The following is an 18,501-nucleotide window of genomic DNA, read 5'->3' as shown; positions in this document are numbered from 1 at the left end:
ATCCAGGCGAGATGTATCTGACGAAGTCGCACTTCTGTCGACTGTTTTGTTGGCTTTTTTCTTTCCAAACATGGGATGACCAGATCCTTAGAGTTGCAGTTTCGGTGTTGGTCTAGGTGTATCGGCCTTGCGGTTACCGGTCAGGCAGTCTCGGGCACATAGGTGCCAAGACGCACAGAATAGTGGACCATAAAGGCGGTGGCGATGATCGGTGCGACCAGATTGACCAAGGGAATGGTCATCAGGAAGGTCAAACCGACCCCGGCAATCCAAAGCTTTTTCTGGCGACTTTTGCGAATGGCCTCAACCGTCCGCGCATCATAGCGGCGTGCGGCAACCAGTTCAAAATATTCACGCGACAAAAGATAGCCATTCATCCCGTAAAACGCGATGACATAGAGCGGGCCGGCCAGAAGAAGCGGCAAAATCAAAATGTTAAGCGCCAAAGCCGTCAGGGCGAATTTAAGACCGCTGATCAGCGCATCAATAATCGGCTGCGGACGGGTATCGGGCAGGGTCGGATAGTGCTTGTCTTCGACCGCGTCGGCAATCTGATCGAGCAGAAGGCTCGAGATCAGGACCGTGGCGGCGGGAAACAGCAACAGCACAAGAAGGGTCAGACCGATGCCCAGAAGCCAGTCCACGGCGGTTTCAAGCCAGCCACCATCGGTAAAGAAGGTGATGGAATTCAGGCCGAACCAGATCAGGACCCACAACCCGACAATGGTTGCCAGCGCACCGGCAACACCGATCAGCACAACTTTGCGAAAACGCGGGTCGGAAAACTGCGCAACGGATTTCAGAAAGTCATTGATCATGGAAGATGTCGGTCCTGTCCTGTCATGTGTCGAGTGTGCGGAATATATCCGCAAGGGAATCATGCATCAGTTTAGTAGGCAATTAAAATTAACAGCCTGTGAAATCAGGGGGTGGCTTTGCAGATTTCCCAAGAATGCGACATCTATCGCAGGCATCAGGCAAAAAAAAGGCGTCCGGCCAGGGGGGAGAACCGGACGCCAGCGCTCCGATAATCTGGAGCGTGAGGAAAGGTAGGGGAGACCTTTTCCTCACACCGGGTTCCCGTCGTTTAGGGGAACCTTGTGACAGACTCACATATAGGAAGCACAGGGCGTCCATGCCATGGGTTTGGGCCCGAAAAAGCCGACAAATTTTGAAACTTTTCGCTGATTCCAATCCGCGGTGATTTCGTTACGAAATCACAATTACATTCACCACTTGGCCAAGCAGTTGAATCAGAAAATATTCTTGATCCGGCACCGGTTTACGGGCGGTTCAAAGACATCAAAATCGGCTGGGAAATTTTTTTGGGCTAGTTGCGCTGATTTGGCCAGATGCGTTCAAATTTGAACAGTTCCGGGTCAAGCTGCATGCCCTCTTCGGTATTGAACAGGGTGACCGTGGTCTCGACCCCGGTCGGGTCCTTGACGCTCCACTGACGCAGTTGCATCGGCTTTTCGGTAAACACCAGGGTTACACTTCCGGCACCCGGATCGGATTTGCGCACCAGCTCAACGCGCACAGTTTCGGCCGTGCGACGATAATCGACAATCTTGACCTTGTCGGTCAGCGAGATGTTTTCCGCCAGGATGATCCCGGCCGGGGTTTCATCAATGTCGAAATAGGTCGGTGCGTTGATTTCCTTGTCATAATAGATGAAATCATGACCGGTCGAGACCAGCAGGATCTGGGCTGGCGGATTATATTCAAACCGCATCTTGCCCGGGCGTTCCATATAAAGATCGCCTTCGGCCGCACCGCCATCCGATGAAATCTGAACGAACTCGGCCTTGAGCGTCGTGATCCCGGCCAGATAGTTTTCGATTTTTTCGATCATCTCAGGCGTGATCTGATCGCTTGCTTGCGCGTGGGCTGTGCTTGGCAACAGGGTCAGACTGGTGACGGCACCAAGACCGATGGCGGACGCAATGACACTTGCCGCAAGAACGGCGCGGCCTTTCTTGCCAAACAATTTCCAGCGAGTCTTCGGTTCTTGGGTCAAACGGGTCATGTGTCTTACCGGTGTTCGTAACAATTCGTTGATCGCAATCATGGCGATTGCAGAAGGTGAATGGCGGATGATAAAAATCGTGCCAAATAGTAACCACTCACTGCGAGTAACATATCGCATCATTTGGCCGGGAAGGCCAGCCGGGTCAAGCCATGCCCGCAAATGACCTTAATTGGCCGTTTTGAGCCTTAATTGCAGGTCATTTGACCACCGGCAAGCAGGAGAACACGTTTAATGAGCCGTATCGTCGCCATCCAGATGGACCCGATCGAGAGCATCGATATCAAGGGGGATTCGACCTTTGTCATGGGCCTTGAAGCCCAGGCGCGGGGATATGACCTTTTGCACTATCATCCCGATGACATGTTCTATGACCGGGGCCGGATCAAGGCGGAAGTCCGCCCGATGACGTTGCGCTACGAACATGGCAACCACCATGATCTGGGCGAAGCACGGGTGATTGATCTGGCGCGCGAAACCGATGTGATCCTGATGCGTCAGGACCCGCCGTTTGACATGAACTATATCACCGCAAGCCATTTGCTTGAATCTATCCACCCGGAAACCTTTGTGGTCAACCATCCGGGCCATGTCCGCAATGCGCCGGAAAAGATCTTTGTCACCGAATTTCCTGATCTGATGCCGCCGACCCTGATCACGCGGTCGGCAGCCCGCATCAAGGAATTCCGCGAAGAATTCAAGGACATCATCGTCAAGCCGCTGTTTGGCAATGGCGGGGCGGGTGTATTCCACCTCAAACCCGGTGACGAGAACCTGAATTCGCTGCTGGAACTGTTTGCCGCCCAGTCGCGTGAACCGCTGATGGTACAGGCCTATTTGCCCGATGTGCGCAAGGGTGACAAACGCATCATTCTGGTTGATGGCGAACCGGTGGGCGCGATCAACCGCGTTCCGGCCGAGGGTGAGGCACGTTCGAACATGCATGTCGGCGGTGTGGCCGAGAAATCGATGCTGACCCCGCGCGAACGCGAGATTTGCGATCGCATCGGGCCGGAGCTTAAGAAGCGCGATCTGATCTTTGTCGGGATTGACGTGATCGGCGATTACATGACGGAAATCAACGTCACCTCGCCGACCGGTCTTCAGGAGATCAACCGCTTTGACGGCTCCAAACTGGAAAGCCTGATCTGGGATGCGATTGAAACGCGGCTTGGCTAGGCCATCCCCATATCGCTAAAACGAAATCGGGCAGGTGATCATCACCTGCCCTTTTTGTTGGGTGATTTTGTGGGGCTTGAGGCGGGCTTTGATCAGCGCGCCTTGACCTCGACCTCGACAAAGGTGATGGCAAAGTCATTGTTGTTGATCACGTTATGGGACACGCCGGTCTTGCGGGCATAGGATTTCCCGGCGGTCATGTCGGACGGAAACGTTGTGCCGTCATCGTTCACAATGGTCAGGGTGCCGGTCGTCATTGGCACAACGACATAATCCATGCCGTGAACATGATCACCGGTTTCAGAACCGGGCGGGAAGTGCCATTCGGTCACCTTGACGGCATCGTCATCGACCTGGACGGTGGGAATGGCTTTGGGGCGCTGTGCAGTCACTGGGTTTCTCCAATTTTTGCGGTTAACCCGTTGATGATAGCGACAAGTCCCTTATGCTGCTTGCCTTTTTTATGTCGGTCTGATGTGTGACTTTGACGATGCCGTCGCCGTCCGGTTCCGCTAAGCTGGAACTAACGCGGCGATCAAACGTATGTTTCAAGGGTCAAGTTCACATCATTTTGGCAGGTAGTAACAGCGCATGACCAGCTCCGAGGCGACAAAAATCACCGATCAGGATCTTTATGGGCCGTTCCTGTTTGCCCGGGGTGCTAATGCCAAGACGGCAAAGATCGCCGCCCTTGTGGTCGCCGATGATGGTGCAGAAATCCCGGAATTTCGGGCTAATGACCGTGATGTCATTGCGCCGTCAAAGCTTGCCAGCCTGTTTGGCCGAAGCTATTGGCGGTTTGATTTTGAACTGCCGTCAAACCGGTCCGCATCATATAGTTTCGGAAACAAAACATACGAGGTTTGCACCGATCTTGGGGGTGATCTTCGCATCGGGTTTGTATCGTGCAATGGTCAGGAAGACGGCGATCTGGACCGGCCGCTTGAAGACCGCAATGCGCTTTGGACGGATTTGGGCAAAGAACACGCAAAGCAGCCCTTCTCGCTTTTGCTGCATGGTGGTGATCAGATTTACGCTGACGGCGTCTGGGAATGTGACGAGGATATCATTGCCTGGGACAAGGCCGGGCGAAGCGAACGGTTGGCGACCGCCTTTTCCGATGTCATGCGCGACGCCGTTTTGAAATTCTATCTTGATCATTATCTGGCGATTTATGGCCAACCGCAGATCCGCCATATGTTGGCGCGCGTGCCGTCGCTGATGATGTGGGATGACCATGACATTTTTGATGGCTGGGGCAGTCACAAGAAGTGGTTTCAGGGCAGTGCCGTTGCCAAGGGCATGTTTGACTGCGCAAGACAGGCCTTTTGTCTGATGCAGCTTTGCTGCACACCCGATGATTTGCCCGATATGGTCAGGGATCGTGAGGGCATCAGCCTTGGCTGGCGCACCGATTTTCCGGAGGTCAGTATTGTTGCGCCCGATTTGCGATCCGAACGGACACCAAATGACGTGATGGGGGCGCATGGCTGGCGCGATTTGCCCGAGATGCTCAAAACCGTGCCGGATGGCAACCGTATTCTCCTGATGTCGAGCGTGCCGGTGATCGGGCCGCGATTGTCATTGATCGAGATGGTGTTGCATCTTTCGCCCCGTGCCCAGAAATACGAGGATGACCTGCGCGATCAGTGGCAAAGCCGCTGGCACCGGCGCGAATGGTGCCGTTTCCTTGAACTGATCGAAGAAATCGCCAACGAGCATGACCATGAGATCACCCTGCTTTCGGGGGAAATCCATGTCGCAACCCGGGGCACCTTTGAAACCAAGGGTAAAACCATCCATCAACTGGTGGCATCGGGCATTTCGCACACCGCACCACCCCCGACCTTCGCCAGGGTTTTAGGCCTTTTGGCATGGATCGGGGAGAACCCGCTTCCGGGTCGGCCGACAGAGTTAAAACCGCTGCCGGAACGCAAAGGTACCTATTGTGCGGCGCGAAATTACCTTACACTGTTACGTAAAGACACCAACTGGCATGCCAAATGGCATCTCGAAGGAATTGGCTGGACGCCGGATTTGCGCGTTTGACCGCGAAGCGTAGCCGACGGAAATGTGCCAATGGCAAGGGGCTTTGGATCATGATGCAGCTTTATTACGCGCCGACTTCACCCTTTTCGCGCAAGGTGCGCGTTGTCTTGCGTGAGTTGGGTCTGGAAAAACAGATCAGCGAGATCCTGATTGATCCGTGGACGGATGAGGCGCTGCGTGCCCATAACCCGCTTGCGAAAGTGCCGACCCTGATCCTTGAAGACGGCATGGCGGTTTTTGAATCGGCCGTGATCTGTGATTATCTTGATCAGCTTGCCAAATCCCAGGGCATTTCAAAGGGTGTGATCCCCGAAAGCGGCCCGGCCCGCCTCAGTGCATTGAAATGGCAGGGTTTGGCCGATGGCATGATGGCGGCAACCGCCCGGCTTTATGCCGACTCCCAACGCGAAGACGGTGATCGTTCCGAAGACGTAATGGAGCGACAGGCGCAGGCGATTACATCGGGCATCGAGGCGATCCTCGATGGCCTGCCGGCGCTTCGCACCGAGGAGCCACATCTTGGTACATGGTCTGTGCTGATTGCGCTTTATTACATTGATTTCCGCTGGCCGGACCGGCGGTTTGATATCCCGGTGCGGGTGCGCGACTGGATGGCGATCATGTCAGAACGTGAATCCTTTACCGAGACCACCTTCCACCTGCCCCATGACGGTGATTGATCAGAAAATCCTTCGATTACCTGCGACAAACGCCGCCAGACATGCTATCGCCGCCTTTTGAAGATTGAATTGCGAAAAGCCGATGACCGAACCGACCATTACCAAAGCCATGCGTGAACGCGCCTGGGTCCGCGCTGAACGGATTGAGGGCGAAGACCCCAAGGAAGTGCGCAAGCACAAGGAAAGCGGCATCACCATGAAAAAGGCCAGTTTCGGCAAGTTCCGTAATTTCGGCTGGACCGTGGTTGATGAGGTTGCCGTGCCGTGCCGCAAGGAATTCCTTCCGCCGCGCGAAACGGATGACGAATCCTCGGACTAGGCCGCTATCGCAAATGTGATGGCCGATGCCGGTGGGCTTGATTGACAAAGTGGCCGATGAAGGGCGCTATGAACCGATGGTTCTTGCGCCTTTTTCTTTGCCTGAGTTTGGTCTTGCCTGATGACAACCCGATCCGATGCGATTTCGTTTGGTTCGCTTGACGATATCGCGCCCGAAACCCTGATTGCCCATATGTCCGATCCGCGAATGGCGGACCATATGCCGTTACTAAACGGTCCGTGGGATCAGGATGACGTCGCCCGGTTCATGGTGGCTAAGAAAGCCTATTGGCAACGCGATGGCCTGGGGCATTGGGCGATCTTTTATGATGGCACCTATGTCGGCTGGGGCGGGTTCCAGAAAGAGGGCGATGACTGGGATTATGGGCTGGTGCTGCGCCCGGAATGCTTCGGTCTTGGCATGGCGATCACGCACAAGGCGCTCGCGTTTGCCCGATCCGATCCGCGTATTTCGTCGCTGACCTTCCTGTTGCCGCCGACCCGCACCAAGCTTGGGGTGCTAAGGCGCCTTGGTGCCGTGTTTGAAGGAACGGTTTCCCATGACGGGGCCTGCTTTCAAAAATTCCGGCTTGAGATCGGCTGATCCCGCGTGGCTTTGCCAAAGCCGGGCTTAGTTGCCGGGTTCCTGAGACAGGTTGATTAACGCTGCCAGAAGCTGCTTTGGATCAGTGTCGGCGACCTGATTTTCCAGCTGTTGTTGGGTTTCCTGCCAGATCGGGAAGGCGCGACTGAGAAGGTGTAAGCCGTCCTTGGTCAAAGCCAGCAGGCGGCCGCGCTTGTCCTTGGGGTCGGGTGTAATTTCAATCAGTCCACGCCGTTCAAGCGGTTTGAGATTGGCCGTCAAGGTGGTGCGATCCATCGCCAGAAGGTCGGCGACATCTTTCATGTGCGGCGGATATGGCCGGTTTAACGACATCAACAGCGAATATTGTCCGCTTGTCAGATCAAGGGGGCGAAAGGCGTCATCAAACCGTCTTGCGACGGTGCGTGCCGCACGCCGGACATGCAGGCAAAGGCACGAGTCCCTTACCATTATGGTATCGGCATAGGGGACGATCTGATCGCTATGGTTGAAATCTTTTTTTGACATGGATAAATTATGTTGATATCAACGTATTTGTCAAATGGGAAAACAAGAAAATTCTGATAAATCGCCCGTTTTGATCGTCACCGCGTTAAATCCGTTCTGCCCGGCAAGGAGAATGCCCCATGCAGAAGATTAGTCCTTTTTTATGGTTTGATCAGACCGCTGAAGAAGCCGTGAATTTCTATGTTTCGGTGTTTGCCGATGCCAAAGTCGGTGAAACCATGCGCGGAAGTTCTGCCTTCGCCGATCGGGAGGGCAGCATTCTGACCATCCGCTTTGAACTTTTCGGTCAACAGTTTGTCGCGCTTAACTTTCCGTCTGACTTCAAATTTACCGAAGCCGTTTCCTTCGTCGTCGACTGCAAGGATCAGGCAGAGGTCGATTATTACTGGGATTGCCTGTCCGACGGCGGGGAGCCACGCGATTGCGGCTGGGTGAAAGACCGGTTTGGCGTTTTCTGGCAAATCACCCCGACCCGCCTGATTGAACTGATGAGCGATCCGAACCCGGCCATCGCCGCACGCGCGGCAACCGCAATGATGACAATGCAAAAGATTGATATCGCGGCACTTGAACGTGCCGTCGCCGACGGCTGATCGGGCCTGAGCACTCATGAAGCCAAACCCCTCGTACCACCAACGCAAGGATGTGTCTGATGTCAGAAAAACAAGCCAAGGATCACCAGGAGATTGCCGATCTGTTTGATCGTTGGGCGAATGCCAATCGCAACAAGGATATCGATGCGATCATGGCGCTTTATCACCCCGATATCTGTTCCTATGACGCGGTTGGACCGCTGCAATTCAATGGTGCCGTCGATTACCGTGCCCATTGGGAAAAATGCCTGCCCAAGGAAGCCGAAATGATTGTTGAGATGCAGACACCAACCATTCGCGTCTCAGGCCATCTTGGTGTTGCGCATTTCCTGATCCGCTGTGGCATGCGCGATCCGGATGGTACCGAACATTCAAGCTGGATGCGCTCAAGCACTCAGCTTGAAAAGCGCGACGGCCAATGGCGCATCGCGCACGAGCATTTTTCCGTGCCGTTTGATTTTGAAAATTGTCAGGCCCAGTTCGGGCTTGAGCCATAAGCCGTGCCCATCAACGCAATCTTACAAAGGAAGCCCCGATGAAAGTGATCAGCTATTTGAATTTTGATGGTAATTGCCGCCCGGCAATGGAGTTTTATCAGTCTGTTCTGGGGGGTGAGCTTATCACCATGTCCTATGGCGAAACCCCGATGGCCGAAGAAATGCCCGCCATGGCCGACAAAATGGCCCATGCCTGCTTGGTCGGGGATGGCTGGAACATCATGGCGTCTGACAGCCCATCCGAACATTTCGAGGCGATGAAAGGCATGAACATTTCCATTCATGCCCCGACGGTCGAAACGGCGCGTGCGTATTTCGACGGGCTTGCGGTGGGTGGTACAGTCATTATGCCGTTCGAAGAAACGTTTTGGTCAAAGGGCTTTGGTCTGGTGACGGACAAGTTCGGCACGCCCTGGATGGTCAATACCGACATGGAACCGGCATAGGCATCGAGATCTGCCAACACCTTGTGCTTGAACGATATGTTGCCTTGATCCCCGTTTCCCGTCAAAGTGATGCAACTTGGGGTTATGGGGGTCAGGCAAATTGACAGCGCGGGTTACCACAGTTGCCTTTGCCGGGATTGAAACGATCCCTGTTGATGTTCAGGTGCAAATGGCAAGTGGCCTTCCGGCCTTTACTGTCGTTGGCCTGCCCGACAAGGCGGTGTCTGAGGCCCGTGAACGGGTGCGATCCGCGCTTTCGGCCATGGGATTGGCCCTGCCGCCCAAACGCATCACCATCAATCTGGCACCGGCCGACTTGCTGAAGGAAGGATCGCATTTCGATCTGCCGATTGCACTCGGTATTCTGGCCGAGATGGATGTCATCGGCCATGACGATATCGAACGGTTTCTGGTGCTGGGGGAGTTGGGGCTTGATGGCAGCATTACCAAGGTTGGCGGGGTGTTGCCCGCCGCCATGGAAGCCGGGATGCAGGAATGCGGCATCATTTGTCCGAACGCCAATGGGGCAGAGGCCCTTTGGGCCGGTGATCTTGAGATCCTGGCACCCATAAGCCTTGTGGCCCTGATCAATCATTTCAAAGGCACGCAAATTCTTCCCCGCCCGATCCGGCGTGATGCAGACGAGATCAATGATTTCCATGGCGATCTGCGCGATATCAAGGGTCAGGAAAGTGCCAAACGCGCGCTTGAGATCGCAGCGGCAGGCGGCCATAACCTTTTGATGTCCGGTCCGCCGGGATCGGGAAAATCGATGCTGGCGGCCCGCTTGCCGGGCATTTTGCCCGATCTTGATGCCAGACAGGCACTGGAAACCACGGTCATCCATTCCGTATCCGGAATGTTACCCGAAGGTGGCCTGATCCGAACCCGACCGTTCCGCCAGCCCCATCACTCTGCCTCCATGCCCGCTCTTGTCGGTGGCGGTGTAAATGAACACAAAATATGAGACTGTAAAATTAAATATGAGAACTTGTGTCGGAAAATATGAGAATGCCAAAATGGTACGGGTGAATCTCAAATTTTCGTTGTGAAGACAGTATTCAGTTTCACATACGAATTTAATTGAACAGCACCATATAATTTTTATATTAGTCATAGTGTGAGTTGCGGGATCAGTTCCCTCGTGCTAGCGAGAAAACCCTGCAGCAAGAGAATTGGAGCGGGTGACTTAGGTTGCGCCGCTTTTTTTATTTAACTTGATTTATCCGATGCGGACGCCCTAGTGATCGTATCAAACGGAGTTTTCGGGATCGCTTTGATCCGTTGAGAACTCCGTCGTATCGGCTAGCTATTCAGATACCCCTGTCTGTTTTGCTGCTGTTGTATTTCGAGATCGATTTTATCAGTTCAAATATCCGTTCACGCAACACATCATCCTCAACACCGTAATAACTGCGTACAAGTTCTAAAGTTTCTCGCCGCTGCATAGGGTCCTCACGAGAAACGAAGAGTTGAGTAACAATCTTGTTGCGTTGAGCAATAGACTTGTCAGTAAGATCGCGTGGTATGTCATCGTAGAAATAACTGACCGGAACTTTGAGTGCTTGGGCAATATCATATAGCCTTGATGCACTTACTCGATTGGTTCCCCGCTCATACTTTTGAACCTGCTGGAAAGTAATACCCAAAAGTTTAGCAATTTCTGTCTGCCCGAAACCGTTAAGCATGCGGAGCTCGCGCAATCTTCTACCGACATGAAGATCAATTGGGTGAGGTCCTACTGTTTTTGTTTTTCGCCGTCCGTTACGCATTGGTTTGCGACGGCGATTATCGTCTGGCTGTTTAGAAGGCATGCTTGTCTGATTCCGCGGACGCATTGAGAGAATAATATTCTAAATAATGCAAATTCGGGAGCTGTTGCTATTCATGTTTGAGCATTTTGATAGTGAAGAAATGTAAGTGATCAGCTCTCTTCTGCACTATTAAAGCGCAATCAGCTTATCTACATTGTGCTGCCTTTCAAATTTTCTGAGAATGGAGCTCTCAATCATCCTTCCTCAAACGGGGTGTGGGAGAAACTATCGGACGTTTTGCGTGGAGGATTGCAAAGCTTTTCGTCTCGGTTATCTGCTGACAATTAGATAGGCTACTGCAGAAAATCCGTTGGCGCGCTGACCTTTCTAAAACGCAAGAAGCCGCCTACCAGGTGGTTAGTCTGGATCAAAGGCGGCTTCTCTAATTGAGAGGTGATTGCTTTAGATAGAACCAACTCGGTATCAGCTGAACCAATGTGTGATTTATTGACGGTATTGTCAATAAATCCCCGATCACAAAACACCCCAGGTATGAGGTCTGTACAATCAATAAATCGCCCATTAAGCGTGCTCAAAACAACACCTTTGAAATCAGACTGACATGCAGTCACTCTCATCATGAAACAAAAAAGAAAATCAGGTTGAACATCGGGTATCATTCATAACCGGTATAATGCTCCGTCTCTAGATTGAAACAATTGTTGGCTATGCAATCATTGTCGTGAGCTTCGTGGGTATCAGTATCGGCATCCGGCTCGGAAGTCATATTTCGGTCGATTTCCTTGATGCTTTTGTCCCGGAAAAATACGTTCCGGCGTTACATGCGATTGCCATGGCCCTCGGGATTATATTTGCCATTGCGCTAATCTATTATGGAGGAAAACTCTTCCTGCCCCCTTGGGCGCGGTCAGTTATCCCCGCCTCTTACAGCATGATCCGGAGACTGATTTTATCATTACTGACAGCACTGCGCACTGAACTGATTGAAGGTAAGTCGAGGGCGCTCACCCCGCCATTTCCATGACAAAGACAAATGAATCACAAGCAACGGATATCACTCAAATAACTTTTATCTCGGCCCTGACACTTCGAAAGGATGTTTGACAGTTAGACTGCTCGAACAGAACTCAGGAATGCTTGCACTTTCTCACGCAATTTGTCTGTTTCATGTAATAAACTGCCCGAAGCATCTAATACTTGTTCAGCTGCTCCACCTGTCGAAACCGCAGCTTCATTCACACTAATAATACTACTAGTGACTTCGGTGGTACCCCCAGCGGCTTCTTGGACGTTGCGAGTGATCTCGAGTGTAGCAGCTCCCTGTTGCTCAACAGCGCTTGCAATTGCTGCCGAAACTTCACTAATCTCCGAGATAGTGGAAGAGATTGCAGCGATTGCCTCAACCGCACCATCAGTCTCACTTTGGATATTTGAAACCTGCGCAGTAATCTCATCAGTTGCTTTTGATGTCGCTGTCGCCAAATTCTTGACTTCTGCAGCCACCACAGCGAAACCCTTACCCGCGTCACCAGCACGAGCAGCCTCAATCGTCGCATTTAGAGCAAGAAGGTTAGTTTTCTCGGCAATATCGCTAATCAGTCCAACAACGTCACCAATCTTTTGCGCTGCATCCGCCAACCCACGTACCCGGACATTCGTTTCTTCCGCATTTACAACGGCTCGAGCTGCAACCGTGGATGACTGCCCCACCTGTTGATTTATTTCGCTAATCGAAGCGCTTAACTCTTCAGTTGCACTCGCTACTGTTTGAACGTTAGTCGAGGCCTGTTCGGCCGCTGTCGCAACTATCCCAGCTTGCCGACTTGTCTCTTCTGCAGTATTGGTCATTCCAGTCGCAGTCGATTGCATTTCCTTGGCCGCAGTTACGAGGGCTTTGAGCACAAAAGCCATTTCACTGTCAAACTCGGCGGTAAGTTCGCTTATCTTCTCGGCTCGTTTTTCTCTTAATTTTAGCGCTTCAGCTTCTTTCGTGGCAAGCTGATCAGCACGAATCATGTTTTCTTTGAACACCAATACTGCTTGAGACATTTCTCCAATTTCATCTCCACGATGCTCACCTGGAACATTTGCTTCTTTGTCCCCCGCAGCTAACTTTTTCATCACTTCAGTAATTTGCACGATAGGTTGAGAGATGCCCCTCCCAATTAACCACGCGAAAATTACACCAATGATGATTGCAGCACCCGCTAGTATCTCGCTGATCAAAACAGATCTTTTAGATGCAGCAGCAGCGCGCGGGCCGATCTCATCTTGCTCTGCTTTTACGTCAAGCTTGAGGTCTTCTAACTCACTGGCAACAATCGGCCCGATACGCTCTAACTCATTGGAAACCAAATCGCCACGTACTGGATCAAAAACCGAGAGCGAAACGATTTCTTCAAAAGATTCAGAATATGCTGTCAAGTTATCTGAAACTACTCTCGAGGCCTCTTTTCGGTTTCCTTCGGACAGTAAAGACCCTAGTTCTTGATTCAACAGCTTAGTCGTGTCGAGCATATCAAGTACTATTTGGGCATCTTCAGGGCTATTGCTTAATAGATAATCTTTAACTGCCACCCGTGCCTCCAACAGCTTCTCCTGCACACGGACCGCTTGATTTGATTGGAGAACAACTTCTCTGTAACGCGTAAAGTCTGTCCCCACACTACTCATGGAAACGACGCCTAACACGGCAACGGTTGCCAGAAGCAACAGGATGAGCGCAAAGCCTCCGAAAACTTTTGTCGAGATTTTTAAGTTACGCATTAGATTAGTCATCGCTTTCCTCCGAACGGCCAGCATTCGCTGGCTGCTGCTTCCAATTGTTATTCTAAGCCAGATGTGTCATTGGCCCTTTTATAATTAGAGATCGAAGATATTATGCCATTTTATTTCAGTAAATGAAGTCGCGTCAGCCAGGATAAACATCTCCTGAGGCTGGAAATAGACATGCGCACGCGAGTAATCCGCTACGCACAAAACTAACCGCGACGCTTACCCTAATCGACGGTCGGGATGCAGCACTGGGATAACTATAGACGAAACGGGATCGGTAAAATGCAGTGACCATGAGCTCCGCAGCATAAAGCTGCCGGTAAAAAGTCCAATCTCGGGAAAATGCAATATCAAACAGCCCTATGACATCGCGAAAAAAAGGGAGGCATGAAGCATATGCGCACACCTCCCTTGCACAACTGGAACGCATCAAGCTCCAGGAACTTTTTGATCCTTCGCCTCTTTCGCTGAGGAGGGTGACGTTGAGAAGTAGTTTCGTGCAAGTAGTGCACTGCCCACAACAATCGCACCCAAAGATACGAGCATGTACGGCGCGACACTGCCAACAGCGACGCAAATGAACAGGCTTCTCATTAGCCGCGACAGAGTGCCATTCATATAGCCCTCTATTGCAGCCGCCAGTGAAATCGTTCCGATAACACCGCCGATCACGGCAAGCCCAATCTCAATGGATGAACCGGAACCGATGATAGCAGGATTCCAAATAAAGACGAATGGCAGCAGAAAGCCGACTGCGGCAAGTTTGACTGCATCAAACGCAATCTTGAATGGATCCTCTTCTGCAATGGCCGCTGCCGCCAGCGCCGCAACCGCAATCGGTGGCGTCAAGGCCGACAGGATCGCGTAGTAAAGCAAGAACATATGAGACTCAAGAAGCGGATATCCCAACTTTGAAAGTGCTGGCCCAACGAGAACTGCTGCAAGAATGTAAGCACTTGGTGTTGGCATCCCTAAACCGAGAATGATGGTCACCACAGCGGAAATCATCAAGGTGATAACCGGATCCGCACCACTGATTGTCATGATCACGTTTGCCGCTTTCATGCCAAGGCCCGTCATAGACAGACCTCCGATTACAAGTCCCGCAGCCGCGCACGCGCCAGCAACGGGGAGGATGCGCAGTGTGGTTTCACCAAGGCCTTCAACTACACGCCAAACGCTCATGCGGGTTCGCGCAGAGCAAGCCGCTGCAATGACGACAGAAGCAGCTCCCAAGCCTGCCGTCATGGTTGGCGAATAACCAAGCGACAGTGCGAGTATGATCACCGCGATCGGGACAATAAACATCCAGCCATTAATGAGGGTTGCCTTAAGCGTAGGGACATCATCTGGATAGGAGCGCAGATCGCGTTTGACCGCGCGCAAGTGAACCTGCGAGAAAACGCCAAGATAGTAAAGGATCGCTGGAATAATCGCGGCGTAGACGACTTCGCGATACGCAAACCCTGTGTACTCAGCAAGAATGAACGCGGCTGAGCCCATGATAGGCGGCATGGCGCTGCCACCTGTGGATGCAGCAACTTCAACTGCGCCGGCGAAACGCGATGAATAGCCAAGGCGCTTCATGATTGGGATCGTTATCGAGCCCGTCGCGACGACATCAGATACGGGACTGCCTGAAATCGTTCCATACATGCCTGATGAGATAACAGCGACCTTTGCTGGACCACCGGGGCTCTTTCCAGTCAGCGAGGCAGCAAGGTTAAAGAAGAAGTCCCCTCCGCCAGCAAATGACAGCAACGTCCCGAACAGAACAAATAGGAAAACATAGCTAGCGACAACCTGGATCGGGACACCAAAGACACCGTCCGTTGTAAAGATTAGCGCATCCAGCAGGTAGGTGTATTCGATCACTCCGTGCCCAAAGGGCGGGGGTAGCAAGTGACCGAACAGGTTGTAGGCCATAAAACCGAGAACAACGATCGTAAGACCTGCACCCGTCGTGCGACGCGTCGCTTCAAGTGACAAGAATAGAAGTGACGACCCGAAGAAAAGTTGAGCAGGTGTAAGCTCTTCAAGCAAAGTAATCCGGCTTGAAATCACACTTGCATTCACAAGGAAAAACACTCCGGTAGCGAGGCTCAGTACACTTAACACCCAATCAATAATGGTCGGTTTGTCCCGTGCATTAGTTGTTGCACCGACCACCAAGAAGAGCATCGAGAACAAGGCGCTAAGAAACAGAATGCCAATTATAAGCGGGTCCGAGATAACGAAGAGGTTGCCGTAAATAACCCCGATCGCAAATAGCGCCGCCAAGCTGATCAGAACTTTGTGGGGTAGGGCCGCAAACGTACGTTTGCGGCCTGTGTTTACAAGTGACTTCATCATTTGAGAAGTCCTGCCTCGCGATATGCCCGTTCTGCACCGGGATGGAACGGCAGAACATCCTGATCAGCCATAAGCTCCGGGGTCAGCGCCTTCATAGAACCGTGAACCGCCTTGATCTCGTCAACATTTGCAATCAAAGCCTTGGTAAGGTCATATGCAGTTTCTTCCTCCATCTGATCCGTCGCCACCAGAAGAGCACCAAGGGCCGACGTTTCGACATCATTTGGCTGATTGGAATAACTTCCTCCGGGGATTGTATAAGTTTGAGTTCCGAAACGGGCATTCGTGGCATCAATTACATTCTGGGGAATGTCGAGGACAATGACTTCATTGTTTTCGTCAATTGCGCGGAATGAGGAATGAAGAACAAAGACACCATTGGTAACAATGTCGATACGACCATCCTTCAGCAGTTCTGCCTGGTCGTTTGCCCCGGCCTGAACAATGCGTCCACCATTTGCCTCAACAGCTTCCGTGGTTAACCCAGCTTGTTCGAGCATGAACAACGCTACGTTGGACGTAATGTTACCCGAACGGTTTACACCAATACGCACCGGTGCTTTTGCTGTTGCAAGATCGTCGAGGCTATCGATGTTGTATTCGTCGGCAATCGACTTCGCCAAGAAGAAATGCATCGGCGCCCAATTATACATGTAACCAATTGCACGCATGTTGTTTACAGGAGCCTTGAAGGGTTCTTCACCTGCCAGAGCAATCTTCACTTCAGCGTTGTGAACTAATCCCGTATCCGTCCGGTTTGCTCCCAGCAAACCAATATTTGCAAATCCACCACCAGTTGCCTGATATGTTACAACGGAATTTGGGTCTGATTGTTTTACGGCACGGTCGATACCTGCGCCGAGAAGGGACCACAAGCCACCCGGATTGCCACCTGAGAGCGTCAGGTTTACCGGTTCAGCCTGTGCAGTGTTAACGCCGAAGGCCAGTCCAATAGCCGCGGCAAGAGTCAAAAGCCTCATTCTTTCCTCCCTAATGGGTAAGATCTCAATTTATAATTTCTGTTATTTTTATTGGATGCCGACCGTCAAAGGTCCCACTGGAACGGCATCAGGCCTCGAAAGTGATATTGACGTTCTTTTGCTCGGTGTAAGACAGCATCTCGCCCAAGCATTCTTCGCGTCCGATGCCGGATTGCTTCATCCCGCCATACGGTGTGCCAAGGAAATGGTCGCTGGAATTGTTGACCCAGACATACCCGGCGCAAATGTCATCAACTGCACGCATAGCTTGTGAGATATCGCGCGTCCAAACCGAGGCAGTGAGCCCGTAATCAACCCCATTTACCGCTTCGATCAGGGAGTCATAGTCACTCCATTTGAGGACGCTCAGCACCGGTCCGAACACTTCTTCTTGCGCAATGCGCATATCGGGGGTGACGTCAGCAAATACAGTCGGTCGAACAAAGAAGCCATGAGACAGCTCTTCGGGTACATCGCCGCCCGCCACCATCCTGGCACCTTCATTCTGCGCTATTTCTATGTAACCGCGGACCTTGTCATACTGACCGCGCGTCGAGAGACAGCCCATTTCGGTACTAGGTGAGAGTGGATCGCCCGGCTTTACTGCATCAAATGCGGCGGCCAACTGATCAACGACGGGATCATATAGGCTTTCATGGACGAATACCCGACTGGTCGAGCCACAAGACTGTCCTGCTGTCCATGGCAGGTTCATGCCCTTGACCGCGCTTTGAACAGCCTTTTCAACATCCGCATCCGGGAACATGACAAGTGCGTTCTTTCCGCCCAGTTCCAATGACACATGTTTAAGTGTATCGGCAGCCTGACGCATGACGGCACGCCCGGTTGCGGCACTGCCGACAACGCTGACGCTGGCGATACCGGGATGGGTTGAAAGTCCTGCCCCCAGATCAGGGCCGCCATTCAGCACATTCAAAACGCCTGGTGGGAAAAGTCCGCCAATAAGTTCGGCAACCTTTAGGCTTGAAAGCGGTGTTTCTTCCGATGGTTTGATGATCACACTGTTGCCAGCCATGATTGGCGGCGCAAGCTTTGCGCAGGCGAACATCAGCGGGTGATTAAATGGGACGATGCGTGCCACGACACCAACAGGCTCTCGCACAACATAGTTCACTTTCCCCGCCCCAACCGGGACGGTCTCACCTTTAATCTCCGTGGCCAAGCCCGCAAAGAATTCCATCAAGGTAACTGCGATATCCACGTCAAACAGCATCCCCCGCAACGAGTTACCGCTGTCGAGAGCGTCAAGTCGCGCGAGTTCTTCCTTGTGCTCCTTGATCTTGCTTGCAGCTTCGCGCATAACACGCGACCGTTCCAAAGGGATCGTCTTCGCCCAAATTTTCTGACCTGCAGTTGCAGCTTTTACAGCGGCTTCAAGTTCTTCCTCGCCGGCACTGTCAACTTTGGCAACTTCTTGTCCGGTCGATGGGGAATAAACCGGTATCTGCTGGCTAGAACTTCTATGCCAAGCTCCACCATAATAAACCCCTTGGGGGAGTTTGTTGGGCAATGTGCCCAGGGCTGCAGAAGCGGCGACTACCTGCTTCATGTGATTTTTCCTCCCGGGAATTTCCGTGTTTATTATTTTTTGTAATCACGGAAAGGTCTCTCTGGTCTTTTTTATAAGATATCTAAATTAAATGGCAGCAAAGGAGATCAGTCAACCATAAAATTAGATATCTTAGTTTTGTTCGAA

At 52.1% G+C, this 18,501-nt stretch carries 18 protein-coding genes and 1 pseudogene; 10 read left to right on the top strand and 9 right to left on the bottom strand.

What is annotated here, in order from left to right; all coding sequences use genetic code 11:
* Window positions 1-140: 140 nt before the first annotated feature.
* Together B2T33_RS05350 and B2T33_RS05345 are read right to left on the bottom strand one after the other, a co-directional pair.
* Window positions 141-818 (bottom strand): EI24 domain-containing protein, encoded by a 678-nt coding sequence (locus B2T33_RS05350; RefSeq protein ID WP_008888783.1) that lies wholly within the window; start codon window positions 816-818, stop codon window positions 141-143.
* Window positions 819-1,330: 512 nt separating this feature from the next.
* Entirely contained in the window at window positions 1,331-2,029 is a 699-nt protein-coding gene (locus B2T33_RS05345) for a LolA family protein (protein ID WP_197146336.1), read from the bottom strand.
* Window positions 2,030-2,263: 234 nt separating this feature from the next.
* On the opposite strand from B2T33_RS05345, the gene gshB reads away from it, so the two are divergent.
* Entirely contained in the window at window positions 2,264-3,208 is a 945-nt protein-coding gene (gshB, locus tag B2T33_RS05340) for a glutathione synthase (RefSeq protein ID WP_120223864.1), read from the top strand.
* 92 nt (window positions 3,209-3,300) lie between these two features.
* On the opposite strand, the gene B2T33_RS05335 is transcribed toward gshB, so the two are convergent.
* Window positions 3,301-3,600 carry a cupin domain-containing protein gene (locus B2T33_RS05335; RefSeq protein ID WP_008888786.1) on the bottom strand — a complete coding sequence of 100 codons (300 nt, stop codon included), beginning with the start codon at window positions 3,598-3,600 and terminating at the stop codon, window positions 3,301-3,303.
* Window positions 3,601-3,799: 199 nt separating this feature from the next.
* Between B2T33_RS05335 and B2T33_RS05330 the strand changes: the two genes are divergently transcribed.
* The 4 genes from B2T33_RS05330 to B2T33_RS05315 all read left to right on the top strand — a co-directional run bounded on the left by B2T33_RS05330 (window position 3,800) and on the right by B2T33_RS05315 (window position 6,859).
* Window positions 3,800-5,257, top strand: a complete 1,458-nt coding sequence (locus B2T33_RS05330; protein ID WP_197146337.1) for an alkaline phosphatase D family protein — start codon at window positions 3,800-3,802, stop codon at window positions 5,255-5,257.
* A 50-nt stretch (window positions 5,258-5,307) separates the two neighbouring features.
* A complete protein-coding gene (locus tag B2T33_RS05325) occupies window positions 5,308-5,937 on the top strand; it encodes a glutathione S-transferase N-terminal domain-containing protein (protein ID WP_168173389.1) in 630 nt (209 codons plus the stop codon).
* Window positions 5,938-6,019: 82 nt separating this feature from the next.
* The gene (locus tag B2T33_RS05320) at window positions 6,020-6,256 is read left to right on the top strand and encodes a hypothetical protein (protein ID WP_064787945.1); all 237 of its coding nucleotides are present in this window, start codon (window positions 6,020-6,022) and stop codon (window positions 6,254-6,256) included.
* 120 nt (window positions 6,257-6,376) lie between these two features.
* Window positions 6,377-6,859 carry a GNAT family N-acetyltransferase gene (locus B2T33_RS05315; protein ID WP_197146338.1) on the top strand — a complete coding sequence of 161 codons (483 nt, stop codon included), beginning with the start codon at window positions 6,377-6,379 and terminating at the stop codon, window positions 6,857-6,859.
* Window positions 6,860-6,886: 27 nt separating this feature from the next.
* On the opposite strand, the gene B2T33_RS05310 is transcribed toward B2T33_RS05315, so the two are convergent.
* Entirely contained in the window at window positions 6,887-7,366 is a 480-nt protein-coding gene (locus tag B2T33_RS05310) for a MarR family winged helix-turn-helix transcriptional regulator (protein ID WP_197146339.1), read from the bottom strand.
* 119 nt (window positions 7,367-7,485) lie between these two features.
* Between B2T33_RS05310 and B2T33_RS05305 the strand changes: the two genes are divergently transcribed.
* The 4 genes and pseudogenes from B2T33_RS05305 to B2T33_RS05290 all read left to right on the top strand — a co-directional run.
* A complete protein-coding gene (locus B2T33_RS05305; RefSeq protein ID WP_197146340.1) occupies window positions 7,486-7,959 on the top strand; it encodes a VOC family protein in 474 nt (157 codons plus the stop codon).
* A 59-nt stretch (window positions 7,960-8,018) separates the two neighbouring features.
* Window positions 8,019-8,456 carry a YybH family protein gene (locus B2T33_RS05300; protein ID WP_197146341.1) on the top strand — a complete coding sequence of 146 codons (438 nt, stop codon included), beginning with the start codon at window positions 8,019-8,021 and terminating at the stop codon, window positions 8,454-8,456.
* A 38-nt stretch (window positions 8,457-8,494) separates the two neighbouring features.
* Window positions 8,495-8,902, top strand: a complete 408-nt coding sequence (locus B2T33_RS05295) for a VOC family protein (RefSeq protein ID WP_286791310.1) — start codon at window positions 8,495-8,497, stop codon at window positions 8,900-8,902.
* 100 nt (window positions 8,903-9,002) lie between these two features.
* A pseudogene (locus B2T33_RS05290) lies at window positions 9,003-9,848 on the top strand (YifB family Mg chelatase-like AAA ATPase); the annotation flags it as partial.
* A gap of 367 nt (window positions 9,849-10,215) precedes the next feature.
* Here B2T33_RS05290 and B2T33_RS05285 read toward each other — a convergent pair.
* Entirely contained in the window at window positions 10,216-10,716 is a 501-nt protein-coding gene (locus B2T33_RS05285) for a helix-turn-helix domain-containing protein (RefSeq protein ID WP_223304932.1), read from the bottom strand.
* A gap of 649 nt (window positions 10,717-11,365) precedes the next feature.
* On the opposite strand from B2T33_RS05285, the gene B2T33_RS05280 reads away from it, so the two are divergent.
* A complete protein-coding gene (locus B2T33_RS05280) occupies window positions 11,366-11,701 on the top strand; it encodes a TRAP transporter small permease subunit (protein ID WP_083952712.1) in 336 nt (111 codons plus the stop codon).
* A gap of 83 nt (window positions 11,702-11,784) precedes the next feature.
* On the opposite strand, the gene B2T33_RS05275 is transcribed toward B2T33_RS05280, so the two are convergent.
* The 4 genes from B2T33_RS05275 to B2T33_RS05260 all read right to left on the bottom strand — a co-directional run bounded on the left by B2T33_RS05275 (window position 11,785) and on the right by B2T33_RS05260 (window position 18,354).
* The gene (locus B2T33_RS05275; RefSeq protein ID WP_063086832.1) at window positions 11,785-13,455 is read right to left on the bottom strand and encodes a methyl-accepting chemotaxis protein; all 1,671 of its coding nucleotides are present in this window, start codon (window positions 13,453-13,455) and stop codon (window positions 11,785-11,787) included.
* A gap of 426 nt (window positions 13,456-13,881) precedes the next feature.
* Entirely contained in the window at window positions 13,882-15,804 is a 1,923-nt protein-coding gene (locus tag B2T33_RS05270) for a TRAP transporter permease (protein ID WP_063086242.1), read from the bottom strand.
* Entirely contained in the window at window positions 15,801-16,784 is a 984-nt protein-coding gene (locus B2T33_RS05265; protein WP_063086240.1) for a TAXI family TRAP transporter solute-binding subunit, read from the bottom strand. Before B2T33_RS05265 ends, B2T33_RS05270 begins: the two co-directional genes overlap by 4 nt.
* 88 nt (window positions 16,785-16,872) lie before the next feature.
* The gene (locus B2T33_RS05260; RefSeq protein ID WP_063086238.1) at window positions 16,873-18,354 is read right to left on the bottom strand and encodes an aldehyde dehydrogenase family protein; all 1,482 of its coding nucleotides are present in this window, start codon (window positions 18,352-18,354) and stop codon (window positions 16,873-16,875) included.
* Window positions 18,355-18,501: the final 147 nt, after the last annotated feature.

The organism is Thalassospira sp. UBA4513 (assembly GCF_002388495.1).
Classification (GTDB): Bacteria; Pseudomonadota; Alphaproteobacteria; order Rhodospirillales; family Thalassospiraceae; genus Thalassospira; species Thalassospira tepidiphila.
The sequence above is the reverse complement of the archived record's forward strand: the minus strand, read 5'-3'. Positions and strand labels throughout refer to the sequence as shown.